Genomic DNA, 26,974 nt, shown 5'->3' with positions numbered 1-26,974 from the left:
ATAAAGGGAGTGAGCGGTGGTTGCTGATAGTCAGCCTGGGCATATCGATCAAATTAAGCAGACCAATGCTGGCGCAGTGTATCGCCTGATTGATCAGCTCGGACCGGTATCGCGAATTGACCTGTCTCGTCTGGCGCAGTTGGCGCCTGCCAGTATTACGAAAATTGTTCGCGAAATGCTGGAAGCGCATTTGGTTCAGGAACTTGAAATTAAAGAGGCGGGCAGTCGCGGACGTCCCGCCGTCGGGCTGATGGTGGAAACGGAAGCCTGGCACTATTTATCTATTCGTATTAGCCGTGGCGAAATTTTCCTTGCGCTGCGCGATCTTAGCAGCAAACTGGTGGTAGAAGAGTGTCTGCCGCTGCCGCTAAACGAAGCCACGCCGTTGCTTGAGCGAATTATTACGCACGTTGATCGGTTTTTTACCCGCCATCAGCAGAAACTGGAGCGTCTGACCTCCATTGCCATTACGTTACCGGGCATTATCGATACCGAAAACGGCGTTGTGCACCGGATGCCGTATTACGAAGATGTCAAAGAGATGCCTTTGGGAGATGCGCTGGAGCGGCACACCGGCGTACCGGTTTACATTCAGCATGATATTAGCGCCTGGACGATGGCAGAGGCGCTTTTTGGCGCCTCACGCGGCGCGCGCGACGTTATCCAGGTGGTGATTGATCATAATGTGGGGGCGGGCGTTATCACCGACGGTCATTTGCTTCATGCGGGCAGTAGCAGTCTGGTAGAGATTGGGCATACCCAGGTCGATCCTTATGGTAAGCGCTGTTATTGCGGTAATCATGGCTGTCTGGAGACCATCGCCAGCGTCGATAGCGTGCTGGAACTTACGCAGCTTCGGCTTAATCAGTCGATGAGTTCAATGTTGCACGGCCAGCCGTTAACGGTAGATTCACTGTGTCAGGCGGCGATGCAGGGAGATCTATTAGCAAAAGATATTATTAGCGGCGTTGGCGCGCATGTCGGACGCATTCTGGCTATCATGGTGAATTTATTTAATCCGCAAAAAATTCTTATTGGTTCGCCGCTAAGTAAAGCGGCTGATATCCTTTTTCCGGCCATTGCTGACAGTATCCGTCAGCAGGCGCTGCCCGCCTACAGTAGGAATACGGTAGTGGAAAGCACGCAGTTTACCAACCAGGGCACGATGGCCGGGGCGGCGTTGGTAAAAGACGCGATGTATAACGGCTCTTTGTTGATTCGTCTATTACAGGGTTAACATTTTTTAACTGTTGTACAAAAATTTGCGCTAACTCAAGCTGATTGCCCTTGCCATATCTTAGACTTTCTCCACTGTATTATTTTCCTGGCTTATATTTTCGAAGCATAACGGTGGAGTTAGTGATGCTGAAGCGTTTCTTTATTACAGGTACAGACACTTCTGTTGGGAAGACGGTGGTTTCCCGCGCATTACTACAAGCGTTAGCGTCGGGTGGTAAGAGCGTTGCAGGGTATAAACCTGTCGCTAAAGGGAGCAAAGAGACTGCAGAAGGGATGCGCAACAAAGACGCGCTGGTATTGCAAAGCGTCTCTTCGCTGGAGTTGCCGTATGAGGCGATTAATCCGATCGCGTTAAGCGAAGAAGAAAGCAGCGTCGCGCATAGCTGTCCTATAAATTACACCTTGCTGTCCAACGGTCTGGCGAGCCTGAGCGATAAAGTGGACCACGTGGTTGTGGAGGGTACTGGCGGCTGGCGTAGTTTGATGAATGATTTACGTCCATTGTCCGAATGGGTGGTACAGGAACAGTTACCGGTATTGATGGTGGTAGGGATTCAGGAGGGGTGCATTAATCATGCGCTACTGACTGCGCAAGCTGTCGCTAACGATGGACTGCCATTAATTGGTTGGGTGGCGAATCGTATCAATCCTGGCCTGGCGCATTATGCTGAAATTATTGATGTGCTTGGGAAAAAACTGCCAGCGCCGCTGATTGGCGAGTTACCGTACCTGCCGCGCGCCGAGCAGCGTGAGCTGGGGCAGTATATTCGTTTATCAATGCTCGGCAGCGTGCTGGCGGTAGATAGAATCATGGCGTAACGTTCGCGAGAGCACTGACGCGACTACACAGGCAATCAGCAGACCGGGGAGTAACTGATACTCGCCGGTCATTTCACAAATCATCAGGGTGGACATTATCGGCGCATGGGTTGTCGCCGCCAGTAGCGTCGCCATACCCGCCAGCCCCAATAAAATTGCTATTTCATCCGAGCCTGGCAGCCAGAATCCCCATATCCGACCCAGAAACATTCCAATGGATAATCCGACAAATAATGTTGGCGTAAAGACGCCGCCCGGCGCGCCAGACCCGCTGCTGGCGAGCACCGCCAGGATTTTGCACACAAAAATTCCGCCAATCAGCGAGAATAGCGGCGGAGAGAGCAAAAATGATTGTACGACGCTATAGCCGTTTCCCCATACCGTGGGCGTGAGTAACGACAGTAATCCGACAATAAGCCCGCCCAACGCCAGTTGCCAGGGCGGGGACAGTTTTAAACGTAAGAAACTATTATGACTGGCCGTCATCAGCCACATCAGCAATGGGCCGCACAGACCGGCGACCAGGCCGGTACTGACTATCATGACGTACTCCCGCGCGTGGAGATCAACGGTCAGATGTACGGTATAGAGTAGTGAATCGCTACCGTTTAATACATGGGTGGTTAGCAGGGCGACGACGGCGGAAACGACAACCGGGCCGAGGGAAGCCAGCATTAAGGTACCGAACAGGATCTCCGCGATAAACAGGCTGCCCGCCAGCGGCGCATGGTAAGCGCCCGCCATGCCCGCAGCGGCGCCGCTGGCGATCCATAATTTCCATTCCTCACGCGGCGTGAAGCGTCGGGCAAAGCTGGATGCCGCCAGCGCGGCGAGGAGGATCATTGCGCCTTCGCGACCAATTGCGCTGCCGCTGACCACGACCAGCAGCGAGGCCAGCGATTTCACCAGACTGGCGCCAACGTCAAATTGCCCGTCGGTTTGCAATGCTTCCATATAGTCAGTGGGCGCATGGGGGCGCTGTTGGTTCATTTTTTGCCACCCCCACAGCAACAGACCAGCGGCCAGGCCGCCAAGCGCTGGCGTAATCAGCCGTCGCCAGGGCGAAAGCCCCTCAGCCGCATTCACCAGACTGCCAGTGTCATTACTCAGGAAAATCCACTCCAGCAATTGCATCGCATGACGGAAGGCGGCGACAGCCAGCGCCGCGAGAATACCAATGAGCGTAGCGATCAGCAGGCGACGAAACATCGCGCGCAGATCCGGGTAAGCGTGTAAACGATGCATGAGCGGGTAAACAGGGAGTTTCAGGATAGCCTATTCTGCGGGGAAATGGCGTCAGACGCAAAAGCACTATGTGCGATATAATATTGCGTACAATAATGATACTGCCGGATAGCGAGAGGCCATCCGGCGGCAACGTTAGCTGCTTTCGTGAATATTTAGCGCCCGACGCGTGCGGCCTGAGCTGAGATAGTCGGCGATGTAATCCTGAGAGATTTCACCGTTATAGCGTCCGTCTTCATCAACGATCGGCATCCAGCTAGTATTACTTTCGTACAATCTGGACAGCACAATACGCAGATTATCTTCCGCTTTGCCCGTAATACGGAAAGGATGGGTGATATCGGCGCAGATTCCGCTGGCGTTCCGCGCTTCCCGGCGCTTCACAAATCCCAGTGGCTTACCGTCGTTGTCAATGACGGTAATGGCGCGAATATCGTGATCATCCATAATGCCGAACGCCTCGCTTAGCGGCGTGGAAGGCCGCGCGGTAATGGTTGGCTGTTGGTCGGTCACATCGCCTGCGGAGACCAGTAGCAAACGCTTTAACGTTCTGTCCTGACCGACAAACGACCCGACAAACTCGTTAGCCGGTTTGGCCAGCAGTTCATCAGGACTGGCGCACTGTACAATTCGCCCCTGACGGAACACGGCGATACGGTCGCCGAGCTTTAGCGCTTCGTCGATATCATGGCTGACCAGCATTACGGTCTTTTTTAGCTTACGCTGCATATCCAGAAACTGGTTCTGGATCACTTCGCGGTTAATGGGGTCCACCGCGCCGAAGGGCTCATCCATCAGCAGTACCGGCGGATCGGCGGCCAGAGCGCGGATCACGCCAATACGCTGTTGCTGTCCCCCGGACATCTCCTTTGGATAGCGATGCAGAAATTTTCTGGCATCCAGCGCCACCATGTCCATCAACTCTTCGGCGCGTTGCTTGCAGCGCGCTTTGTCCCAACCCAACATGCGCGGCACAACGGTAATATTTTCTTCAATCGTCATATTAGGAAACAGGCCGATCTGCTGGATAACATACCCAATATTGCGGCGTAGCGTTACCGTATCCATATCGTTGGTATTCTCGCCGTTGATAAGAATATTACCGCTGCTGGGCGCGATCAGCCGGTTGATCATCTTTAACGTGGTGGTTTTGCCGCAGCCGGAGGGACCGAGTAAGACGCACATTTCGCCTTCCGGCACGTTCAGGTTGACGTTGTCGACGGCTTTTAGCGGCTGACCCTTTTTCTGTACAAATTGTTTGGTGAGATTTTCCAGTTTTATCATTATCGTATCCCCTTAGGTGTCAGTACGACTTGCAGACGATGCAACAGCCAGTCAAGCACAATCGCCAGTAGACAGATCATCAGCGCGCCGGCAATTAACATGCGAATATCGCTGCCGCTAATGCCGTTTAACAGTAGCAGCCCCAGACCGCCAGCGCCGATCACCGCGGCAATCGCCATCACGCCGATATTCATCACTACCGCGGTGCGGATACCCCCGAAAATAACCGGTAGGGCCATTGGGATTTCGACCCAGCGCAGCCGTTGCCAGAAAGTCATACCGATGCCGCGTCCCGCTTCACGCAGACCGGGCGGCAAACTATCAAGCGCAGTATGGGTATTACGGACAATCGGCAGTAAAGAGTAGAGAAAAACAGCCGTCACGGCGGGCAGAACGCCAATACCATGTCCGATCAGCGAAAAGAGCGGGATCATTAATCCAAACAGCGCGATAGACGGAATGGTAAGAAGTAGCGTGGCGGCGCCCAGTACCGGCGTTGCCAGCCATTTGTGGCGTACAATCAAAACGCCTAACGGTACGCCGATGATAATCGCCAGACCGACGGCCAGCGCGACCAGCCAGAGATGCTGAAAGGTAAGGCTGGCGAGATAGCCTGCGTTATCCAGCATATAATGTATCGTATCCATAGGCGCTCCTTACAGCAGACCTTTGTCCTGCAAAAATTGATGGGCTACCTGTTGCGGCGTGCGATGCTCGATATCGACCTGGGCGTTTAGGGTCGATATCACATCGTTATTGAGCAGGCCGGAAAGGGTGTTTAAGGCGTCATCAAGGCCAGGATTGGCTTCCAGCACCTCTTTACGCACTACGGGCGTGACAGCGTAACTTGGGAAGAAGCCTTTATCATCTTCCAGCACTTTCAGATCAAACCCTTTCACCCGTCCGTCGGTGGTATAGACCAGCCCGGCGTCAACCAGCCCATCCCGAACGGCGTTATAGACCAGCCCTGGGTCCATCTGTCGTATTTGCGGGCGATCAAGCTGCATCTGGTAGGCTTGCTGAAGGGGCTTCATTCCGTCGCTGCGCCCGGCAAATTCCAGATCGAGGCCGAGCATCCAGTTGTGGTCAGGATCGTTCTGCCGGACCTGTTCGATTTTTGCCACCATTTGCGAGATGGTGGTGATATTTTCCGACTCGGCGCGTTTGCGCTGCATCGCGAACGCGTAAGTATTGTTCATGTCAGCCGGTTTGAGCCATACCAGGCCCAGCTTCGCATCCAGGCGTTTTACCGTGTCGTAGGTTTCCTGTGGACTCATGCGCTTATCGATACGGTTGAAAATAATCAGCGATGTACCGGTGTATTCCCAGGTAATATCAATTTGTTTATTCACCATCGCATTACGTGAAATCACCGCGGCGATATTGGTTTGCGGCTGAACCTGAAAGCCTTTTTTCTGCAAATACTGAACGGTCATAGCGGAAAGAATATGCTGCTCGGTAAAGCTTTTGGTAGCGAGAACCAGCGGCGCGGCCTGCGTCTGGCTACTGAACAACAGCGTTGCGGCAAGCCATCCCAACAGGTGTTTTTTGAATCTCATTTAACGCTCCTTATTGTTATTTATGCGTTCAGACGGTATGAGGGCTAAGGCGTCGCCCAAACCAGGCAAGCAGAGTGTCAAGAATCAGCGCGAATAACGCCGTGGCCGTTGCGCCGAGAATCAACGTCGGAAAATCGTTGAGATAAATTCCCGGGAAAATCAGCTCGCCGTAGCTGCTGGCGCCGATCAGAAAGGCCAGCGGCGCGGTGCCGACATTGATGGCGGTCGCGATGCGAATACCGGACAGCATCACTGGCCACGCATTAGGTAGCTCTACCTGACGAAGCCGCTGCCATTTTGTCATCCCAATCCCGTTCGCCGCTTCAATCAGTGAGGCGGGAACGGAACAGAGGCCCGCATAGGTATTGCGGACGATAGGCAGAAGGGAGGCCAGAAATAGCGCGACAATGGCGGGCGTATCGCCGATCCCGATAATCACCATCGCTAAGGCCAGGACGGCCAGCGGCGGCAAGGTATTACCAACATTAAAGATTTGCATGACATATTCAGCAAATCCTTTTGCCGCAGGACGGCTGAGTAAAATCCCACTCGGGATACCGACCAGTAAAGCAAAAAACATGGACGTAAATACCAGCATCAAATGCCGTTGTCCGAGATACAGCAGATCGACCTGACGCGCTTTCAGCGTCTCCAGACCGATTCCCCAGATAAACAGCGCCAGTAACAGCGGAATGACGATAGTGAACCCAAGTACGCGTTTTAGGGTGTGGGTGTGCATTGCGGTGTGTCTCCCTGTTTGCATGTGTTATGGCGACGTTAAAAGTCGCGTGTTGTTATGCCATGTTCCGGCAGGGTACTTTGAGCTATAGCAACAGGTTGGGAAGGATTCCAGCGGAGCGTGATGTTTAACACTGTTAAACATCTATTAACAATTATGTTTTGCCCTTATGCGGCTTAGCGTGAACATTCACGATAAAGAATTATCTTAAAAATAGAAGCGTGATGTGACGTTGTCACTTTTTATAGATAAAAATAGGCCGCAATGGGAGAAAAGGCAGGTAAAATCCTGCCTTTTGTGGGGATTAACGGAATAACGGTTTTACAGCGACGGGAATAATGAGTTGAGCTTGCCATTGCGCCAGCGTCAGACGCGCCAGTTGTCCCAACGCCTGATAAAACGGATGCCCGGCATGATCGATAAATACGTCCAGAAAGCGGGACGACCACGGAAACAGATGCCAGGCCAGGAGTTGTTCGCATTCATGATGACGGCCATTCTCGGCAAGCCAGGCCGCCAGCAGCAACAGCGACCCAAAATGATCTTCTGGCTCGTTTTGCTGCATTTCAAACTGAATCCCGTTTTCGCGCATCCACTGACGTAGCGCCAGCGTAGAATCGCCAAATAATACGCTCTCACGATCCAGCCACACGGAACCCCACGGCGGAGACGGCAGAGCGTAAGGGCCGATAAACAGACGCTGCCAGGCCTGTGGCAACGACTCTTCGCTGTGGGTCTTAAACATAGCCGCTACAGGCGCAAGCGCCTCGGCATCAAGCGGCCACTGCGCCTGCCAGTCGTCGTTTAATAGCGCCTGGACCAGAGGAGCGGTTTCGTGGCTTTCCGGCGAATAATAAAACAACGCGCCGAGAACACGCGCCGTTACTGCAAAATCATCACGTTGTAAAAAAGTGGTCATTCAAACAATCCCGAAAGGTGCGGGTCGCCCCGCACGCATAAATTAACCTGCGACGGCCATACCTACGGTCATATGCAGGCCATAAAAAAGTCCGCGGCCAATAATTTCGCCTGCCAGCACCAGCACGACACCGAGCAGCAAACCAACGGTATGCGGTTCGCGGCGACGGATTAGCGGACATAGCCAGCAGCCTAATCCGGCAGCAAGCAAGACAATGCGCCAGACCTGTAGCATACCGTAATCCGGTACGAGATGGCTGGCCTGTTGCACGGAACTGTGAATGGTTGAGAGAGACAGTCCTTGTAGTACGATGACCGTCACGCACACCACCAATGCCAGGCCGCTAATACTGGCAAACGTCACGCTGCAAAATGGGACGCGCGCGATGCGTAGCAGTAACGCCGCAAACACCGGGCCGCACAGGAATGCCGTGAGGAAAAAGGCCAGCGTGGTGTAGCCATTATACCAGGTTGGCACGGTATCTATCTGATAAACGAGCGTCATTGCCCAGATGAATGCAACGCCGAGCGCCATACTGATCAGCAGCCACACTTTACCCAGCACCGGGGGCATTTTACCGAGTACCGCCACCAGCCACCAGATGCCGCCTACGGCAAAGAACACCGATCCTGCGGCGATTTCATTACTCAGTGCGGAAGCGCCTACGCGGTTAAGCGAGTTAAACGCGCGCATCGGCGAGCCGAGATGCATAATCGACGCGAGGAATCCCAGTCCCATCACCAGCCACAGAAAAAACATGCTACGCACGATGCGCTGACGGGCGATGGTATCGTCTTTTGCCGTCAGCCAGCCCAGTCCGCTAACGATTAACGCGCCGACCACGCACTGACCAAAGACCGTGAAGATCATCAACGGCCATTCATGCCATCCACTTCCCATCTTATACCTCCTTCGGATTGGCCAGATAACCGGTGGTGTCCCCGGTCGGGCGGCTGTTGGCGTTGGGTTTAATCACAATATTCGGCTTCGTGAAATGCGCGCGCGGCAGCGGCGCGACGGCAGCCAGCTCACCGTGTTTTTTGCGCAGTTCGTCTATCGGGCCGAAATCCAGCGCCCGCAGCGGGCAGGATTCCACGCAGATAGGCTTTTTGCCGTCAGCGACCCGGTCATAACAGCCGTCGCACTTGGTCATATGACCTTTGGCCGCGTTGTACTGCGGCGCGCCGTACGGGCAGGCCATGTGGCAGTAGCGGCAGCCGATACAGACCTCTTCGTTCACCACCACAAAACCGTCATCGCGCTTGTGCATCGCGCCGCTCGGGCAGACTTTGGTACAGGCCGGGTCTTCGCAGTGGTTGCATGAAATGGAGAGATAATAGGCAAAGACGTTCTGGTGCCAGACGCCGTTATCTTCCTGCCAGTCACCGCCCGCATACTCATAAATGCGGCGGAAGCTGACGTCGGGAGTGAGATCTTTGTAGTCCTTGCAGGCCAGTTCGCAGGTTTTGCAACCGGTGCAACGGCTGGAATCAATAAAAAATCCATACTGGGTTGTCATCGGTTACTCCTTACGCCTTTTCAACCTGAACAAGATTACTGTGTGACGGATTACCTTTCGCCAGTGGGGAAGGCCGGTGCGACGTCAGAATGTTAATGGAGCCGCCGCGATCGATTTTGTCGCCAAACATGTCGGCATTTAACCAGGCGCCCTGGCCGATAGCGGTGACGCCAGGCAATATGCGCGGCGTGACTTTTGCCGGAATGAGCATCTCTCCATTCTGGTTAAAGATCCGCACGGTGTCGCCGTGCTGAATGCCGCGCGCTTGCGCATCAATCGGGTTGATCCAGATCTCCTGCGGACATGCCTGTTGCAGGACGTCGATATTGCCGTAGCTGGAGTGGGTACGCGCTTTATAGTGGAAGCCGGTTAGCTGTAGCGGGTAGCGCTGACGAAGCGGATCGTCCCAACCGTCAAAGCCTGGCGTATAGGCGGGTAAAGGATGGATAATCTCATCTTTCTTCAGCTCCCACGTGTTGGCGAGGGTTGCCAGACGCTCGGAATAGATTTCGATTTTACCGGACGGCGTTTTCAGTGGGTTGGCGGCAGGGTCTTCGCGGAAGGCGCGGAAAGCGACGTAGTGCTCCTCCGGGCATTTTTTCTTGAAAATTCCTGTCTGTTTCATCTCTTCGTAATCCGGCATTTCCGGGTTACGCGCTTTGGTTTTTGCGTGCAGGTATTTGACCCACTCATGCTGCGTGCGGCCTTCTGTGAAGGTCTGGTATACGTCCGGACCAAGCCGTTTAGCCACTTCACTGAGCGTCCAGTAAATGGGCTTTCTTTCAAATTTCGGCGAGGTGGCGGGCTGACCAAGAATGACATAGCCCATATTGCCTGCGGATTCGTGGGAAATCAGATCTTCCTGCTCGGTCGGCATTAAATCAGGCAGCAGAATGTCGCAATATTTTGCCGACGCGGTCATAAAGTGCTCGATGCCGACGATCATTTCACATTTACTGTCGTCCTGAAGCACCTCGTGGGTGTGGGCGATGTCGCCATGCTGATTGATCAGCGTATTACTGGCGTAGCACCACAAAAATTTGATCGGCACGTCGAGCTTGTCTTTTCCCCGCACGCCGTCGCGTGTGGCGGTCATTTCCGCGCCATGATCGATAGCGTCGGTCCAGGTAAAGACCGAAATCTGGGTTTTTACCGGGTTCTCCAGCATAGAAAACCATTCGACGCCCAGATCCCAGGTGCCTTCGCGCACGCCGGAATTACCGCCATTTATGCCGACGTTACCGGTGAGTACAGACAGCATGGCGATTGCGCGTGCGGTCTGCTCCCCGTTAGAGTGGCGTTGCGGTCCCCAGCCCTGGCAAATGTAAGCCGGTTTCGCCGAGCCGATTTCCCGCGCCAGTTGAATGATTTTTTCCGCCGGAATACTGGTAATCTGCGCGGCCCATTGCGGCGTTTTGGCGATACCGTCGTCGCCCTGACCCAAAATATAGGCTTTATAGTGCGCGTTACGCGGGGCCGAGGCGGGCAGAGTGGTTTCGTCGTAGCCGATGCAGTATTTATCCAGAAACGGTTTATCAATAAGATCTTCGGTAATCAGCACCCAGGCGATTGCCGCCGCCAGCGCGCCATCGGTACCAGGGCGAATCGGCAGCCACTCGTCTTCGCGGCCGGCGGCAGTGTCGTTATAACGCGGGTCAATCACGATCATCCGGGCGTTGGAGCGTTCGCGCGCCTGTTCGACATAGTATGTCACGCCGCCGCCGCTCATACGTGTTTCCGCGGGGTTATTGCCAAACATCACCACCAGTTTTGTATTGGCGATATCATCCGGACTGTTGCCGTCGTTGCCGCCGAACATATAGCTCATGGCCGCGCTGATTTGGGCGGTGCTGTAGCTACCGTAACGGCTGAGATAGCCGCCGCAGGCGTTCATCAGGCGATACGGTACGTTAGAATTGGTAATATTGCCGCCGTCCACGCCGGTACCGTAAAGGACATGTACCGCTTCGTTGCCGTAGTCCTTGAGGATACGTTTCAGGTTATCGCCGATGGTATCCAACGCTTCATCCCAACTGATACGTTCGAATTTGCCTTCTCCTCGTTTACCAACGCGTTTCATCGGATATTTCAGGCGATCGGGATGATTCATCCGACGACGAATAGAACGACCGCGCAGGCAGGCGCGTACCTGATGGTTGCCATATTCATCGTTGCCCGTGGTATCCGACTCAACCCAATATACGGTGTCATCTTTTACGTGCAGGCGCAGCAGGCAGCGGCTGCCGCAGTTAACGGTACATGAACTCCAGACCGCTTTTTCTGCCACATTGCCAGATGCGAGGTCTGCTGCGGCGTGGGCGATGCGGGAGAACGGAAGGGTGAAAGCGCTACTGGCAAGCGCAAGGCTACCGATAGCGGAGGTTTTCACCAGGCTTCGTCGGCTGATACTGGCCGCCATTAATGCCTCAGGGTTGGTGATTTTCATAACAGCTCACTATGCTCATCCAAAAAAGAGTTTTAAATGTTGTTGTGTTCGCAAAACGGGGAGCTCCGGGCGCGTAAAAACGTCCCGGAGCAGGCGGCTTAGATTTTTTCGATTTCCACCAGATTTGTATGTTGAGGATTCCCTTTTGCCAGGGGGGAAGGACGCAGCGTCGTGAGCGTATTGATGCAGGCGCCGTGGTCAATTTTATCGCCAGCCATATCCGCATTATGCCATGCGCCCTGACCCATCGCGCTGACGCCCGGCAGAATACGCGGCGTGACTTTGGCGGGTAGACGCACCTCCCCACGATCGTTAAAGACGCGAACCTTATCGCCATTCGCGATACCGCGTTTTTGCGCATCAAGCGGATTTATCCACACCTCCTGGCGACAGGCGGCCTGTAGAACATCAATATTGCCGTAGCTTGAATGGGTACGGGATTTATAGTGAAAGCCAAACAGCTGTAGCGGGAAGGTGCTCCGCTTCGGATCGTCCCATCCTTCAAAAGTAGGGGTATAAATCGGCAGTGGGCTTATCACGTCGCCTTCCGCCAGTTCCCAGGTACTGGCGATGTGAGCGAGTTTGCTCGAGTAGATTTCGATTTTACCGGACGGCGTTTTTAACGGATTGGCCTGCGGATCTTCACGAAATTTTTTATAGGCGACAAAGTGGCCGTTGGGATCTTTACGTTTATAGATGCCCATTTTTTTCAGCTCGTCATACGCGGGCAATGCCGGATCTCTTGCCTGCATTTTGGCGTACAGATATTGCAGCCATTGCGCCTGGGTACGGCCTTCGGTAAACCGCTGATACACATCGTCGCCGAGGCGTCTGGCGATTTCGCTGAGTACCCAGTAGATGGGCTTGCGCTCGAACTTAGGCGTCGTCGCCGGTTGAATAAAAATCAGATATCCCATATTGCCGGCGTAATCATTGGGGATGATATCTTCCTGTTCGACGGTCATGAGATCCGGCAGTAAAATATCGGCGTACTTCGCGGAAGAGGTCATAAAATTGTCGATGACCACAATCATTTCGCATTTCGCTTCATCCTGAAGAATTTCATGGGTTTTATTAATATCCGAATGCTGATTAATCAGGGTGTTGCCAGCGTAGTTCCATAGAAATTTGATCGGGACATCCAGCTTATCTTTGCCGCGTACGCCGTCGCGCAGGGCGGTCATTTCCGGGCCGCGCGCAATGGCGTCCGTCCAGCTAAAGCAGGAGATGGCGGTTTTAACGGGATTCTCCAGGACCGGCAGACGTTCAATGGTAATGGTGTAAGTAGATTCGCGTGCGCCGCTGTTACCGCCATGAATGCCGACGTTGCCGGTCAGAATCGGTAACATGGCGATGGCGCGAGCGGTTTGTTCGCCGTTCGCCTGACGCTGCGGCCCCCAACCCTGACAGATGTAGGCCGGTTTGACGCTACCTATCTCGCGCGCCAGTTTGATAATCCGATCGGCGGGGATGCCGGTAATATGCGATGCCCACTGCGGCGTTTTGGCGATACCGTCCTCGCCCTGGCCCAAAATATAAGCCTTATAATGGCCATTGGGGGGCGCGTCAGCCGGAAGGGTCTTTTCATCGTAGCCGATGCAATAGTTGTCGAGAAAAGGCTGGTCAACGAGATTTTCGTTAATCAATACCCAGGCAATCCCTGCCACCAGCGCGGCGTCGGTGCCGGGGCGAATCGGTATCCACTCGTCTTCACGTCCGGCAGCGGTATCGGTATAGCGCGGATCTATCACGATCATGCGCGCATTTGAGCGTTCACGCGCTTGCTCCAGAAACCAGGTAATGCCGCCGCCGCTCATGCGTGTTTCAGCCGGATTATTGCCGAACATGACCACCAGTTTACTGTTTTCGATATCAGACGTGCTGTTGCCGTCGTTGGAGCCATAGGTGTAGGGCATGGCGCAAGAAATTTGCGCGGTACTGTATGAGCCGTATTGATTCAACGAACCGCCGTAGCAGTTCATCAAACGCTTCACCGGCGAGGCGGCAGGCGACGAGCGGGTTATGTTGCCGCCTACGATGCCGGATGAATAGTGGATATAAACGGCTTCATTGCCGTAGGTCTCTACGGTCTTTTTCAGGCTGGCGCTAATGGTGTCCAGCGCTTCCTGCCAGCTAATGCGTTCAAATTTGCCTTCGCCGCGGCGGCCAACGCGTTTCATGGGATAGTTAAGGCGATCCGGATGGTTAATGCGCCGACGGATTGAACGGCCCCGCAGACAGGCGCGAACCTGATGATTGCCGTAGACATCGTCGCCAGTGTTATCAGTTTCAACCCACCAGACTTCATTATCTTTTACATGCAGACGCAGGGCGCAGCGACTGCCGCAGTTGACCGAACAGGCGCCCCAGACGATTTTATCTTCTTCGTTGCGCATAGCCTGCTGCACCGCTGCGGCCGCGGTACGCATCCCAAACGGTAAAGATACGCCTCCGGCAGCCAGCGCCAGTGAGCCAAGCGCCGCTGATTTCACTAACGTCCTGCGGCTAACGCCTGTTTGTTGCTTTTCTCCGGGCATCACTCACTCCATTGTCGTTATTATTTCGCTATATATTGATAACTATAACGAAATTATTAACATGCTAATGATGTAATGAGTTTACCCCTTTGGGAGTAAGGATTATTAATCCATGTCAAAGAGCGTTACCCTCCGGACCCGGAGGGCAGGAGGAGGTTATTGCGGTTCGGCGGATGAACCGTCCTGAGCGGGAGAGGTATTGGCTGGCGCATTGCCGCTGCTGGTGCGGGTATAAAGAATTTTATGCGTGTCGTTCGCGCAATGGCCCACCACCTGTGAGTCCGGCTGATCGGCCTGGTCGTTAGGAACGATAGTGAGCGTAAAATTATCCGCCGGCACGCCGTTATTGATGATACGTTGTTCAATATCGCTTTTTACTCTCTCGCACGATCCCGGTGCCGCCATCACCAGCGAGGGGGCGCTAACTAACGCCAGAGCGGCTATTGCAGTTGCGATTTTCATCATGAACTCCTGTGATTAATGACGATGTTCTAAGCTTAGCATTTTTCGTGTAAATAACTGTATTTGCTAATATGATGATAAATATCTTTTCATCCTGGTGATACGTGTGAAGAAACCCCTTTTACTGACGTTATTGTGCATGATACTGGCAGGTTGTGATAACCCGAAATCCCTTGAGTCTTTTACGCCGGAAATGGCCAGTTTTTCGAACGAATTTGATTTTGATCCATTACGTGGTCCGGTAAGGGATTTCAGCCAGACATTGATGAGTGAGAATGGCGAAGTGGCGAAGCAGGTCACCGGTACGCTTTCACAGGAAGGCTGTTTTGATACGCTTGAGTTACACGATCTGGAGAATAATACGGGGCTGGCGCTCGTGCTGGATGCCAATTATTACCGGGATGCTCAGACGCTGGAAAAAAAAGTGCAGTTACAGGGGAAGTGCCAGCTGGCGGCGTTGCCTTCGGCGGGCGTGACCTGGGAAACGGACGACAACGGTTTTGTGGTATCGGCGACGGGCAAAGAGATGAAAGTCGAGTATCGCTATGATAGCGAAGGTTATCCGCTAGGTAAGACAACCATAAACTCGCAGAATACGCTCTCTGTGACGGCAAAACCCTCCGCGGACCCGCGTAAAAAGCTGGATTACACGGCAGTCAGCCGGGTGGATGATCGACAGGTCGGCAACGTCACACAGAGCTGCGAATATGATACGTACGCGAACCCTGTTGACTGCCGGCTTGTTATCGTCGATGAGAGCGTTAAGCCGGCAGTATCCCACCATTACACCATTAAAAATCGTATCGATTACTACTAAACCGGGCGCGGTGCGACTCTCCGTGACTACCGCGCCGCGTTTACTGCGCGGTGGGTTTCAGGAGCGTAGAACCGGACGTTTTATGTTCATCCAGATACTGCTGCTGGAAGATACACATGCGGATGGTGTTACGGTATTCGCCGTTAATGAAGAACTCATGAATCAGCTCGCCTTCTACCCTAAACCCGAGTTTACGGTAGATGTGAATCGCTTTTTCATTCTCTTTATCGACGATCAAATACAATTTATAGAGATTGAGTACGGTAAATCCGTAATCCATCGCCAGTTTGGCCGCGCGTGACGCCAGGCCTTTTCCCTGGTACTCCGGCGAGATAATAATCTGAAATTCCGCCCGCCGATGCACATGGTTAATTTCCACCAGTTCTACCAGCCCGGCGTTTTCACCATCGCATTCGACGACAAAGCGCCGTTCGCTTTGGTCGTGGATGTGTTTGTCGTAGAGATCCGACAGTTCGACAAAAGCCTCATATGGCTCTTCAAACCAGTAACGCATAACGCTGGCATTATTATCAAGCTGGTGGACAAATCGTAAATCTTCACGCTCAAGCGGGCGCAGTCTGACCTTGTAGTCACTTGTCATACTGTATCCTTACACTTCCTTTTAGTTATCCTGCATCAGGGCGTAATAACGCGACCTGTACGACGATCCAGACACCGCAGCGTATTGGGCTCCCAATAGGCGTTGATGTTGGCGCTTTGCTCGCATTTATCGCGGTTATCAAAGGCGGCATCGGCTTTGTCCCACTCTTTTTCTGCGCGGGTATTCACTTTCTGGCGCAGACTGCGAGTGTCGTTCCATTGTTCCTTTTCCATCGCCGCTTCCTGACGACTTTGTGCGCTATCTCCCGATTCAATCACCAGTTTACTGGTTTCAGCGAATGCGGAAGTAGTATATACAACGGCCGCCAACGTAAGCATTGCCGTCAGGCACAGGCGTTTGCTCAGCGTATTGTTCATCACAACATCCTTTCATTAGAGGGGAAAAAGCGGTAAACCACCTGTAAATTCTACACCAATCCTTATGCCTGGCATATACACAAGAATGGCCGGATAACCGTAACGATATTCTGTTGTATTATCACTTATCATTTCGTAACCAAATGAATCTCATGCTAAAGACGACTCTGCTTTTCTTTGTCACCGCCCTCTGTGAAATCATTGGATGTTTTCTTCCCTGGCTATGGCTTAAGCGCGGCGCCAGCGTGTGGTGGCTTCTGCCCGCCGCCGCGTCACTCGCGTTATTCGTCTGGCTTTTGACCTTGCATCCGGCGGCGAGTGGGCGGGTTTATGCGGCTTACGGTGGGGTATATGTCTGTACTGCGCTCCTGTGGTTACGTGTTGTCGATGGCGTCCGGCTCACGGTTTATGACTGGTGCGGCGCGCTGATCGCGCTGTGTGGAATGCTGATTATCGTCGTCGGATGGGGACGTACGTAACATTGCCGCGCGACCAGAACATTTTGTGATCTGGCAGCGCTTTTTACATCAATATACTTGTATGGTAGTAGCTCAGTTGGGTAAATTTCCTGCATCCCATAATGCGATGTAAGGAATAAACATGAAGATTGTAGGGGCTGAAGTTTTTGTTACGTGTCCAGGGCGTAACTTCGTCACCTTAAAGATAACCACGGAAGACGGGATCACCGGTCTGGGGGATGCCACCCTGAACGGACGCGAGCTCCCGGTGGCCTCGTACCTTACCGATCACCTGTGCCCACAGCTCATCGGGCGGGATGCTCGCCGCATCGAAGATATCTGGCAGTTCTTCTACAAAGGCGCGTACTGGCGCCGTGGCCCTGTCACCATGTCCGCCATTTCCGCGGTTGATATGGCGCTATGGGATATTAAAGCCAAAGCCGCCAATATGCCGTTGTATCAGTTACTCGGCGGCGCTTCGCGTGAAGGCGTCATGGTGTATTGCCATACCACAGGTCACACCATCGACGATGTGCTGGAAGACTACGCGCGTCATAAAGAGCAAGGGTTCAAAGCAATCCGCGTGCAGTGCGGCGTTCCGGGGATGAAAACCACCTACGGCATGGCGAAAGGCAAGGGGCTGGCCTATGAGCCCGCGACAAAAGGCCAGTGGCCGGAAGAACAATTGTGGTCAACGGAAAAGTATCTCGATTTTACGCCAAAGCTGTTTGACGCCGTGCGTAATACGTTCGGTTTTAATGAACATCTTCTGCACGATATGCATCACCGACTGACGCCTATTGAGGCTGCCCGCTTTGGCAAAAGTATTGAAGACTATCGTTTGTTCTGGATGGAAGACCCGACGCCGGCTGAAAATCAGGCGTGCTTCCGCCTCATCCGCCAGCATACGGTCACGCCGATTGCGGTAGGCGAAGTCTTTAACAGTATCTGGGATTGCAAACAGCTCATTGAAGAGCAATTGATTGACTATATCCGCACCACGCTTACCCATGCCGGTGGTATTACCGGGATGCGCCGCATTGCCGATTTTGCCTCGCTCTACCAGGTGCGTACCGGTTCGCATGGGCCGTCCGATCTGTCGCCGGTTTGTATGGCCGCTGCATTACATTTCGACCTGTGGGTGCCTAACTTTGGCGTGCAGGAGTTTATGGGCTACTCCGAACAGATGCTGGAGGTTTTCCCGCATAACTGGACGTTCGAGGGCGGCTATATGCATCCGGGCGACAAGCCAGGACTGGGCATTGAGTTCGATGAAAAACTGGCGGCGAAATATCCGTACGATCCAGCCTATTTGCCGGTGGCCCGCCTGGAAGACGGCACACTGTGGAACTGGTAAGGAGCGAAAAATGAAAAGCATCGTAATCGAAAAACCGAATACATTAACTATCGAAACGCGCGCGCTTCCGCAGCCTGCGCCGGGTGAAGTTCGTATTAAAGTGAAACTGGCGGGTATCTGCGGTTCCGACAGTCATATTTATCGGGGACATAATCCCTTTGCAAAATATCCCCGTGTCATAGGCCATGAATTTTTCGGTGTCATCGACGCGGTAGGCGACAACGTCAATCGCGACCGGATAGGAGAACGGGTATCCGTCGATCCGGTGATCAGTTGCGGGCATTGTTACCCTTGTTCAGTCGGTAAACCCAATGTGTGTACCTCGCTGGTGGTGCTGGGCGTGCATCGTGACGGCGGTTTCAGCGAGTATGCGGTGGCGCCGGCCCGTAATGCTCATCGCATACCGGACAACATCGCAGATCATCATGCCGTCATGGTTGAGCCGTTTACCATTGCGGCAAATGTGACGGGGCAAGTGAATCCGACCGAGCAGGACGTGGCGCTTATCTATGGCGCAGGCCCGATGGGACTGACGACCGTACAGGCGCTGAAGGGGGTTTATCAGGTTAAAACGGTCATAGTCGTTGATCGCATTGAAGAGCGTTTAGCAATGGCGAAGCAGAGCGGCGCTGACTGGACCCTCAATAATGGTCAACATTCACTGGCGGAATTTCTACAGCAGAAGGCGCTAAAACCGACCTTGATTGTCGATGCCGCCTGTCATCCCGCTATCCTGCAAGAGGCGATTACCCTTGCATCGCCTGCGGCACGCATTGTCCTGATGGGATTTTCCAGCGACCCGTGTGAGATTGTACAGCAGGGTATTACCGGAAAAGAGCTGGCTATTTATTCATCGCGTCTTAATGCCAATAAATTCCCGGTCGTGATTGACTGGCTGAATAAAGGGCTTATTGATCCGGATAAGCTGATAACGCATACATTTGATTATCAACATGTCACCGACGCGATTGAGCTTTTCGAGAAAGACCAGCGTCAATGCTGCAAAGTCTTACTCACGTTTGCGAAATAATATAAATAATTGCGAGTAAGTGGTACGCATCTTACCTCTTAGAGATTGCCTATATGACACAAATAAAGCATGAACGATCGACTCAGGATTTAGTGCGCGCTGCCGTATCTGGCTGGTTAGGCACCGCGCTTGAATTTATGGATTTTCAGTTATATTCACTAGGCGCGGCTCTGGTCTTCCATGAGATATTTTTTCCGGAACAGTCTGCCGCGATGGCGCTTATTCTGGCAATGGGCACCTATGGTGCAGGTTATATAGCCAGAATTATCGGCGCCTTTGTTTTTGGTAAAATGGGCGACCGCATCGGACGAAAAAAAGTATTGTTTATTACCATCACCATGATGGGGATCTGCACCACGCTGATTGGCGTACTGCCGACGTATGCGCAAATCGGCATTTTTGCGCCAGTATTACTGGTGACATTGCGAATTATACAGGGGCTGGGCGCCGGGGCGGAAATTTCCGGCGCGGGTACCATGCTGGCCGAGTATGCGCCGAAAGGAAAGCGTGGCATCATTTCCTCGCTGGTCGCGATGGGCACCAATTGCGGTACGTTGAGCGCGACGGCGATCTGGGCGGTGATGTTCTTTGCGCTTGAACGCGAACAACTGATCGCCTGGGGATGGCGTATTCCTTTCCTGGCGAGCGTCGTTGTCATGATATTCGCGATCTGGCTGCGAATGAATCTGAAAGAAAGTCCGGTATTCGAAAAAGTAAGCGAAGGCGAAAAATCGCCAGCGTTAGCGCCTGCGTCAGAAAATACATTGGGCGCGATGTTTACCAGCAAATCTTTCTGGCTGGCCACCGGTTTACGTTTTGGACAAGCGGGGAATTCGGGGCTTATTCAAACCTTCCTTGCCGGATATTTAGTTCAGACGTTATTATTTAACAAATCTATCCCAACCGATGCGTTAATGATAAGTTCCGTAATTGGTTTTATCACTATCCCACTCTTGGGGTGGTTGTCCGATAAATACGGTCGTCGGCTGCCGTATATAATATTGAATATCTCCGCGATTATCCTCGCCTGGCCGATGCTGTCTATTGTGGTAGATAAAACGTATAGCCCTAGCGTAATTATGGCGGCGCTCATTGTTATTCATAACTTTGCCGTGCTGGGATTATTTGCGCTGGAAAACATCACCATGGCGGAAATTTTCGGATCGCGTAATCGCTTCACCCGGATGGCGATTTCAAAAGAGGCAGGGGGGCTGGTGGCGGTCGGTTTTGGCCCCGTCCTCGCAGGGATCTTTTGTAACATGACCGATTCCTGGCTGCCCATCTTAATTATGCTGGTGATCTACTCGTGTATTGGTCTGATTTCTGCGTTGTTGATGCCGGAGGTCAGAGATCGCGATCTGAGCTTGCCTGAGGATGCGGCGGAAGCGACAGCGGCAGAGAAGTTACGCCACTCCGCAACTCAGACGAGTTAAATCGTGTTGGCGGTATGGCCGGAACGCTAATGCGGTTTCGGCCATGCTGTCCGGTCACTTTTGTTTAATTAGCGTAAATCCAAATGCACCAGGGCAGGCGTTACTCTGCGACTGTTCCGCTTTCAGAATATAGAGGTTATAAAATGCAAAACAGGCTTTTATCGGCAAAGGCGACGCTTCCTGATTACGATCGCGCGGCGCTGGCGGCGCGGATGGTCCATCTCGGTTTTGGCGCGTTTCATCGCGCGCATCAGGGGGTTTATACAGATATTCTGGCTGCGGAGCAGCATAGCGACTGGGGCTATTATGAGGTTAATCTTATTGGCGGCGAACAGCAGATTGCCGATCTAAAGCAGCAGGATAACCTCTATACCGTGGCGGAGATGTCGGCGGATGCCTGGACGGCGCGTGTGGTGGGCGTCGTCAAAGCGGCGTTGCATGTTCAGGTTGATGGTCTGGAACGTGTGTTGGCGGCGATGTGCGAACCGCAAATAGCGATTGTGTCTCTGACCATTACCGAGAAAGGGTATTGTCATTCGCCAGCCACGGGCCAACTTCTGCTGGAACATCCCATGATTGCCGCCGACCTGCAAAATCCGCATCAACCGCTAACGGCACCGGGTATTATTGTCGAAGCGTTAGCGCGTCGTAAAGCCGCAGGCTTACCGGCATTTACCGTGATGTCCTGCGACAACATGCCGGAAAATGGGCATGTGACGCGTCAGGTTGTGACGGCTTACGCCCGGGAGGTGGATGCGGAACTGGCGATATGGATCGAGCAAAACGTGACATTTCCGTCAACCATGGTTGATCGGATTGTCCCTGCGGTCACGCCGGAGACGCTGGATAAAATCGAACAACTGACCGGCGTGCGCGATCCGGCGGGCGTTGCCTGTGAACCGTTTCGCCAGTGGGTGATAGAAGATACGTTTGTGGCGGGTCGTCCGCAGTGGGAAAACGCGGGCGCGACGTTGGTCGCCGACGTGGTTCCGTTTGAAGAGATGAAACTGCGAATGCTTAACGGCAGTCATTCATTCCTGGCTTATCTGGGGTATCTTGCCGGCTATCAGCATATCAATGACTGCATGGCTGACGACAACTATCGTCTGACCGCGCAGGCGTTAATGTTACGCGAGCAGGCGCCCACGCTGAAAGTCCAGGGGGTAGATTTACAGCGTTATGCCGATCAGTTGATTGCGCGTTACCGTAATCCGGCGCTGCGTCATCGTACCTGGCAGATTGCGATGGATGGTAGCCAGAAACTTCCGCAGCGTATGCTGGACTCCGTTCGCTGGCATCTTGCTAATCATAGCGATTTTGATTTGCTGGCGCTGGGCGTAGCGGGGTGGATGCGTTACGTTGGCGGCGTGGATGAGCAGGGCAAGGCCATCGACATTAGCGATCCGCTATTGCCGGTTATTCAGCGCGCCGTGGCAAACAGTGAAGAAGGCGCCAGTCGTGTTAAGGCGCTGCTGGGAATGGCTGAAATTTTCGGCAACGATTTGCCGCAGGCGGCGCGGTTTACGCAAAAAGTGCAAGAAGCCTATGACAGTTTACTGACATATGGCGCGAAAGCGAGCGTGGCGAAATATGCCGAGCGGTTGAAGTAGCGCAACAGAGACCCGGTAGCATTATGCTACCGGGAAGGCCGGAGCGGTTCTTAGCGGCCAGTGGTATCAGTTCATGCCAAGACGAATCAGTTCGACCGGCGCGAATTTACCTTCACAACCTTCGACAATCACCGTTTTGCCGCGGCGAATTTGACCTGCATCCAGACCTTCGCTCTCAATGGCTTTGATAATCCCGGTATGACCCGTGCCGCTTATCATGACCCGGCTACCGGTAGTGATTGCGTTACGGTTACGATCGTATGTCATCATGGTGTTTTCTCCTTTCAAACTTACAGCCAAAGCCCGCAGGTTTCCCCGCATGACGGGCGTCATATAAATACGCTTATCGTTGCGAATTTTTTTTGTTTTTGATCAAGCTCACGGCTTTTTAGGCGGGAATGTGCAGGGTGAGAAAGCGGAGAAGGCGTCTCACCCCGACGTTAAAGGGGGGTTAGTCTTCGCTAAACCAGCCGCTGTTTTCCTGACGGATAAGCTGGACGGATTCGCTAATTTCCTGCAAATGCTGGGTCATTGCGCTCTCAACCGCATTGCCGTCACGATTTTCCAGCGCGGAGAAAATATCATGGTGCTGGCGCAACAACATCTCCGGCGGAGAAACATGATCCAGACTCATATAGCGAACCCGGTCGATTGTCGCTTTGATATTTTCAATGGTATCCCACGCTAACTGGCAATCGGCGATCTGCGCCAGTTTTTGGTGGAAATCGTCATCAAGCTGGAAAAAATCATCAATCTGTTTGCGCTCGATAGCAATATGTTGCAGGTGCAGGTTTTGTGCCAGTTGATAGCACTGGTTGTCGGTGATCATCGCCGCCGCACGGCGGACCACCGCGCATTCGATCGCCTGCCGAACAAAGCAGCCATTCTGTACCTGAGAAAGCGAAATCTTATTCACATAACTACCGCGCTGAGGGCGGATCTGAATCAACCCATTTTCCGCCAGCTTTATAAAAGCCTCGCGCACCGGTTGACGCGAAACGTTAAAACGGGTTGAGACCTCTTTTTCTGATAGCGGTGTGCCAGGCGGGATAAGACAATGCACGATATCACGCCGAAGAATACGGTAAATTTGCTGGTTGACAGGCTGTGTAGGGTTAAGCTGCGTTTCGACGGTCATTCATTCTTACTTTTTAGGCGGTTGACCCGGATACTCTACCACTTTTCCGTGGTGGTCTATACCGATCATGTTCTTGGTTGCAGATACGTTTGCCAGGGATTACCCGGCCCGCAGACCGGGTATAACCTCTTAGCTACGGTGGACGCTGAGCCCTGCGAAAGATTGGGTAACAGGCATCATTTCAACGGTATTAATATTCACATGCGCGGGGAGTGTGGCCACCCACCATACCGCTTCGGTAATGTCTTCTGGCGTGAGCGCGGTGGTATTTTCGTAAGTTTTACCCGCTTTCTCATCGTCGCCTTTGAAACGGACGCTGGAAAACTCGGTACCGCCAACCAGACCCGGTTCAATGTCGGTCACGCGAACCGCCGTGCCGTGTAAATCCGTGCGCAAATTCAGGCTAAACTGGCGCACAAAGGCTTTCGTCGCGCCATAGACATTGCCACCAGCATAAGGCCAACTGCCGGCGGTCGAACCGATGTTAATGATATGACCGCGATTACGTTCGACCATTCCTGGCAGCACGGCGCGGGTCATATAAATTAAGCCTTTATTATTAGTATCGATCATAGTTTCCCAGTCTTCTACGCTGGCTTTATGCGCCGGTTCAAGACCCAGCGCCAGACCGGCGTTATTGACCAGCACATCAATATCGCGCCACTGCGCAGGCAGAGAGGCCATCATCTCTTCGATGGCCGCGCGGTTGCGCACGTCCAGTTGAGCGGTCAATACGTTCTCGCCAAGCTCATCTTTTAACGCTTGCAGGCGTTCATGACGACGTCCCGTGGCAATGACTTTATGTCCATTCTCAACAAAACGGCGTGCAATGCACTCGCCAAACCCTGCGGTTGCTCCAGTTACTAAAACGATCATCACACAGTTCCTCAACGCTTTTTGTGTTGTATTACCATAGCACGCGGCGTTTATGAAAGGGTAATCCTGGTTAACACGGTTGCGGTCAGCATAGGGGGAAGCTTACTCTTATGATCAACCTATTTTCAGGAGTGAAAAATGTCGACGAATCCTTTGTTAGACCAGAGTATGTTGCCTTATCAGGCACCGCGTTTTGATCGGATCAAAGATTGCCATTATCGTCCTGCTTTTGATGAGGGCGTGCGGCAAAAACGCGTAGAAATCGAGGCCATCGTCAATCATCCGGCGGCCCCTGACTTTACGAATACGCTTCTGGCGCTGGAGCAAAGCGGGGCGCTTCTGTCACGCGTCACCAGCGTTTTTTTCGCGATGACGGCCGCGCACACTAACGATGAACTCCAGCGGTTGGATGAGGCCTTTTCTGCCGAGCTGGCGGCGCTCTCCAACGATATTTATCTGAATAGCGCGTTATTCGCTCGCGTGGATGCCGTCTGGCAACAGCGTCACTCACTGGGGCTGGATGATGAGTCGCTACGGTTGGTCGATGTTATCCATCAGCGTTTTGTGTTGGCAGGCGCGCAGCTGGCCGAAGAGGATAAAGCGCGACTGAAGGTATTGAATACTGAATCCGCGACCTTAATGAGCCAGTTTAATCAGCGTCTGCTGGCGGCAAGTAAAGCGGGCGGGCTGGCGGTCGATGACGCGCATTGCCTGGCAGGATTAAGCCCGGAAGAAATGACCGTCGCTGCTGAAGCGGCGCGTGAAAAAGGCCTGGAGGAGCGCTGGTTCATTCCGCTCCTTAATACGACGCAACAGCCTGCGCTTGCTACACTGCGCGATCGCCAGACTCGCGAAAATTTATTCGCAGCGTCATGGACTCGGGCGGAAAAAGGAGATGCCCACGATACCCGCGCTATCGTTCAGCGTCTGGTAGAGATTCGTCGCTGTCAGGCAAAACTGCTGGGTTTCCCCAATTATGCCGCATGGAAAATGGCCGATCAGATGGCGAAAACGCCGCAAGCCGCACTGAGCTTTATGCGTGGCATTGTGCCGCCAGCGCGTCAGCGTGTACTCAATGAACAGGCGGAAATTCAGAACGTCATTGATGGTGAGCAGGGCGGCTACACCGTTCAGGCCTGGGACTGGATGTTCTATGCCGAACAGGTACGGCGGGAAAAATATGCGTTAGATGAAGCGCAACTGAAGCCCTATTTTGCCTTAAATACGGTGTTGCAAGAGGGGGTTTTCTGGACCGCCAACCAGCTATTCGGCATCACCTTCGTCGAGCGTTTTGACATTCCGGTGTACCACCCTGATGTTAGGGTGTGGGAGATTTTCGACTCCGATGGTGTCGGCATGGCGTTATTTTATGGCGACTTCTTCGCGCGGGACTCGAAAAGCGGCGGCGCGTGGATGGGGAATTTTGTCGAGCAATCCACACTCAATGAAACCCGGCCCGTTATATACAATGTATGTAACTATCAGAAACCGGTTGATGGGCAGCCTGCATTACTGCTTTGGGACGACGTTATTACACTCTTCCATGAGTTTGGCCATACGTTACATGGTTTGTTTGCCGTTCAGCGCTATGCCACGCTTTCAGGTACCAATACGCCCCGCGACTTTGTCGAGTTTCCCTCCCAGATTAATGAGCATTGGGCGAGCCATCCACGTGTGTTCGAACGCTACGCGCGTCATGTCGACAGCGGTGAAAAAATGCCTGCTGATTTACAGGAAAAAATGCGCAAGGCGAGTTTATTTAATAAAGGTTACGATATGACTGAATTGCTCGGCGCCGCATTGCTGGATATGCGCTGGCATATGCTGGAGGAGAGCGTAGCAGAGCAGTCTGTCGCTGAGTTCGAGCAGCAGGCGCTGGCCGCCGAGCATCTTGATTTACCGGCAGTGCCGCCCCGCTATCGCAGCAGTTATTTTGCCCATATCTTCGGCGGCGGCTACGCAGCGGGATACTACGCCTACCTGTGGACGCAAATGTTAGCGGATGACGGTTATCAATGGTTTGTAGAGCAGGGCGGCCTGACGCGTGAAAACGGGCAGCGTTTTCGTGATGCTATCCTTTCCCGGGGGAATAGTACTGATTTAGAAACGCTTTATTCAGCCTGGCGTGGACATGAACCGCATATTGACCCCATGTTGCAATATCGTGGGCTCGATCGCTAAGCTGATACGGTTGTTCGGCACTGTCGAACAACCGCCTGAAAATGAATCCTGCACTTCTGATGACAGCCAGTTAAATTTATGGGGTTAAATTGTCTGAATATAAAGAGGGCGTGCATTCGGATTTTTCTACTTATTTTCCCGTGGTGGCTTGATTGCCAAAGATTTATTACCGCTTCGCTGTTGATGTTTTCAAAAAATATATTTTCCGCTATGTGGTGGTATTATGTAAATAATGCAGAAATGAATTTGACACTGCGCACAGGGCGACTAGATTTAGAACTGTATCACATGATATGAGAAGACATATCATATTTAAAACGCAACATCA

At 53.0% G+C, this 26,974-nt stretch carries 25 protein-coding genes; 9 read left to right on the top strand and 16 right to left on the bottom strand.

The window, feature by feature from the left end; genetic code table 11:
* Nucleotides 1-16: 16 nt before the first annotated feature.
* Complete coding sequence (gene mlc, locus EOS97_RS21955; protein ID WP_000225093.1) at nucleotides 17-1,237, top strand: sugar metabolism global transcriptional regulator Mlc; 1,221 nt, start codon at nucleotides 17-19, stop codon at nucleotides 1,235-1,237.
* Nucleotides 1,238-1,362: 125 nt separating this feature from the next.
* Nucleotides 1,363-2,058, top strand: coding sequence for a dethiobiotin synthase (gene bioD, locus EOS97_RS21950; RefSeq protein WP_000919206.1), 696 nt, complete (start codon nucleotides 1,363-1,365; stop codon nucleotides 2,056-2,058).
* Here the strand turns inward: bioD and clcB are convergent.
* The 11 genes from clcB to EOS97_RS21895 form a co-directional block, all read right to left on the bottom strand.
* Complete coding sequence (gene clcB / locus EOS97_RS21945; RefSeq protein ID WP_000554911.1) at nucleotides 2,014-3,303, bottom strand: voltage-gated ClC-type chloride channel ClcB; 1,290 nt, start codon at nucleotides 3,301-3,303, stop codon at nucleotides 2,014-2,016. The two genes, bioD and clcB, sit on opposite strands and share 45 nt — an antisense overlap.
* A gap of 135 nt (nucleotides 3,304-3,438) precedes the next feature.
* Nucleotides 3,439-4,587, bottom strand: a complete 1,149-nt coding sequence (gene osmV / locus EOS97_RS21940) for an osmoprotectant ABC transporter ATP-binding protein OsmV (protein WP_000593093.1) — start codon at nucleotides 4,585-4,587, stop codon at nucleotides 3,439-3,441.
* Nucleotides 4,587-5,234, bottom strand: coding sequence for an osmoprotectant ABC transporter permease OsmW (gene osmW, locus EOS97_RS21935; protein ID WP_000379677.1), 648 nt, complete (start codon nucleotides 5,232-5,234; stop codon nucleotides 4,587-4,589). Before osmW ends, osmV begins: the two co-directional genes overlap by 1 nt.
* 9 nt (nucleotides 5,235-5,243) lie before the next feature.
* Complete coding sequence (gene osmX / locus EOS97_RS21930) at nucleotides 5,244-6,146, bottom strand: osmoprotectant ABC transporter substrate-binding protein OsmX (RefSeq protein ID WP_001211193.1); 903 nt, start codon at nucleotides 6,144-6,146, stop codon at nucleotides 5,244-5,246.
* 28 nt (nucleotides 6,147-6,174) lie between these two features.
* Nucleotides 6,175-6,885, bottom strand: a complete 711-nt coding sequence (osmY, locus tag EOS97_RS21925) for an osmoprotectant ABC transporter permease OsmY (protein ID WP_000556892.1) — start codon at nucleotides 6,883-6,885, stop codon at nucleotides 6,175-6,177.
* 304 nt (nucleotides 6,886-7,189) lie between these two features.
* Nucleotides 7,190-7,804, bottom strand: a complete 615-nt coding sequence (gene dmsD / locus EOS97_RS21920) for a Tat proofreading chaperone DmsD (RefSeq protein ID WP_000206562.1) — start codon at nucleotides 7,802-7,804, stop codon at nucleotides 7,190-7,192.
* A 42-nt stretch (nucleotides 7,805-7,846) separates the two neighbouring features.
* Nucleotides 7,847-8,704 (bottom strand): dimethyl sulfoxide reductase anchor subunit family protein, encoded by an 858-nt coding sequence (locus tag EOS97_RS21915; RefSeq protein WP_000534702.1) that lies wholly within the window; start codon nucleotides 8,702-8,704, stop codon nucleotides 7,847-7,849.
* Between the two features lies 1 nt (nucleotide 8,705).
* Complete coding sequence (dmsB, locus tag EOS97_RS21910; protein ID WP_000213064.1) at nucleotides 8,706-9,323, bottom strand: dimethylsulfoxide reductase iron-sulfur subunit DmsB; 618 nt, start codon at nucleotides 9,321-9,323, stop codon at nucleotides 8,706-8,708.
* Between the two features lie 10 nt (nucleotides 9,324-9,333).
* On the bottom strand, nucleotides 9,334-11,769 hold the full coding sequence (gene ynfF, locus EOS97_RS21905) for a selenate/tellurate reductase subunit YnfF (protein ID WP_000705275.1): 2,436 nt from the start codon (nucleotides 11,767-11,769) through the stop codon (nucleotides 9,334-9,336).
* A 98-nt stretch (nucleotides 11,770-11,867) separates the two neighbouring features.
* Complete coding sequence (gene ynfE, locus EOS97_RS21900; RefSeq protein ID WP_001117605.1) at nucleotides 11,868-14,306, bottom strand: selenate/tellurate reductase subunit YnfE; 2,439 nt, start codon at nucleotides 14,304-14,306, stop codon at nucleotides 11,868-11,870.
* Nucleotides 14,307-14,462: 156 nt separating this feature from the next.
* The gene (locus EOS97_RS21895) at nucleotides 14,463-14,771 is read right to left on the bottom strand and encodes a DUF1161 domain-containing protein (protein ID WP_000975516.1); all 309 of its coding nucleotides are present in this window, start codon (nucleotides 14,769-14,771) and stop codon (nucleotides 14,463-14,465) included.
* Nucleotides 14,772-14,874: 103 nt separating this feature from the next.
* Between EOS97_RS21895 and EOS97_RS21890 the strand changes: the two genes are divergently transcribed.
* Nucleotides 14,875-15,585, top strand: a complete 711-nt coding sequence (locus tag EOS97_RS21890; protein WP_000743126.1) for a YnfC family lipoprotein — start codon at nucleotides 14,875-14,877, stop codon at nucleotides 15,583-15,585.
* 40 nt (nucleotides 15,586-15,625) lie between these two features.
* On the opposite strand, the gene speG is transcribed toward EOS97_RS21890, so the two are convergent.
* Together speG and EOS97_RS21880 are read right to left on the bottom strand one after the other, a co-directional pair.
* A complete protein-coding gene (gene speG / locus EOS97_RS21885; RefSeq protein ID WP_000199997.1) occupies nucleotides 15,626-16,186 on the bottom strand; it encodes a spermidine N1-acetyltransferase in 561 nt (186 codons plus the stop codon).
* A 35-nt stretch (nucleotides 16,187-16,221) separates the two neighbouring features.
* Nucleotides 16,222-16,563, bottom strand: a complete 342-nt coding sequence (locus EOS97_RS21880) for a DUF1283 family protein (RefSeq protein ID WP_001066440.1) — start codon at nucleotides 16,561-16,563, stop codon at nucleotides 16,222-16,224.
* A 152-nt stretch (nucleotides 16,564-16,715) separates the two neighbouring features.
* On the opposite strand from EOS97_RS21880, the gene EOS97_RS21875 reads away from it, so the two are divergent.
* From EOS97_RS21875 to EOS97_RS21855, 5 genes are all read left to right on the top strand, one after another.
* Complete coding sequence (locus EOS97_RS21875; RefSeq protein WP_000921389.1) at nucleotides 16,716-17,042, top strand: YnfA family protein; 327 nt, start codon at nucleotides 16,716-16,718, stop codon at nucleotides 17,040-17,042.
* A 121-nt stretch (nucleotides 17,043-17,163) separates the two neighbouring features.
* Nucleotides 17,164-18,378 carry a starvation-sensing protein RspA gene (gene rspA, locus EOS97_RS21870; RefSeq protein WP_000706269.1) on the top strand — a complete coding sequence of 405 codons (1,215 nt, stop codon included), beginning with the start codon at nucleotides 17,164-17,166 and terminating at the stop codon, nucleotides 18,376-18,378.
* A 10-nt stretch (nucleotides 18,379-18,388) separates the two neighbouring features.
* Entirely contained in the window at nucleotides 18,389-19,408 is a 1,020-nt protein-coding gene (locus tag EOS97_RS21865) for a Zn-dependent oxidoreductase (protein ID WP_000836494.1), read from the top strand.
* Nucleotides 19,409-19,461: 53 nt separating this feature from the next.
* Nucleotides 19,462-20,841 carry an MFS transporter gene (locus tag EOS97_RS21860; protein WP_001804839.1) on the top strand — a complete coding sequence of 460 codons (1,380 nt, stop codon included), beginning with the start codon at nucleotides 19,462-19,464 and terminating at the stop codon, nucleotides 20,839-20,841.
* Between the two features lie 143 nt (nucleotides 20,842-20,984).
* Entirely contained in the window at nucleotides 20,985-22,451 is a 1,467-nt protein-coding gene (locus EOS97_RS21855; protein WP_001181240.1) for a mannitol dehydrogenase family protein, read from the top strand.
* A gap of 66 nt (nucleotides 22,452-22,517) precedes the next feature.
* Here the strand turns inward: EOS97_RS21855 and ydfZ are convergent, their stop codons facing one another.
* From ydfZ to ydfG, 3 genes are all read right to left on the bottom strand, one after another.
* Nucleotides 22,518-22,721: a putative selenium delivery protein YdfZ gene (ydfZ, locus tag EOS97_RS21850; protein ID WP_000989267.1), complete on the bottom strand. Its 204-nt coding sequence runs from the start codon at nucleotides 22,719-22,721 to the stop codon at nucleotides 22,518-22,520.
* A 181-nt stretch (nucleotides 22,722-22,902) separates the two neighbouring features.
* Nucleotides 22,903-23,589, bottom strand: a complete 687-nt coding sequence (locus EOS97_RS21845; RefSeq protein WP_000215562.1) for a GntR family transcriptional regulator — start codon at nucleotides 23,587-23,589, stop codon at nucleotides 22,903-22,905.
* A gap of 129 nt (nucleotides 23,590-23,718) precedes the next feature.
* Nucleotides 23,719-24,465 (bottom strand): bifunctional NADP-dependent 3-hydroxy acid dehydrogenase/3-hydroxypropionate dehydrogenase YdfG, encoded by a 747-nt coding sequence (ydfG, locus tag EOS97_RS21840; RefSeq protein WP_000636564.1) that lies wholly within the window; start codon nucleotides 24,463-24,465, stop codon nucleotides 23,719-23,721.
* Nucleotides 24,466-24,603: 138 nt separating this feature from the next.
* Between ydfG and dcp the strand changes: the two genes are divergently transcribed.
* Entirely contained in the window at nucleotides 24,604-26,646 is a 2,043-nt protein-coding gene (gene dcp, locus EOS97_RS21835; RefSeq protein WP_000106261.1) for a peptidyl-dipeptidase Dcp, read from the top strand.
* Nucleotides 26,647-26,974: the final 328 nt, after the last annotated feature.

Origin of the sequence: Salmonella sp. SSDFZ54 (assembly GCF_004010735.1) — a bacterium.
Taxonomy (GTDB): Bacteria; Pseudomonadota; Gammaproteobacteria; order Enterobacterales; family Enterobacteriaceae; genus Salmonella; species Salmonella enterica.
This window is presented reverse-complemented; position numbering and strand designations above follow the sequence as displayed.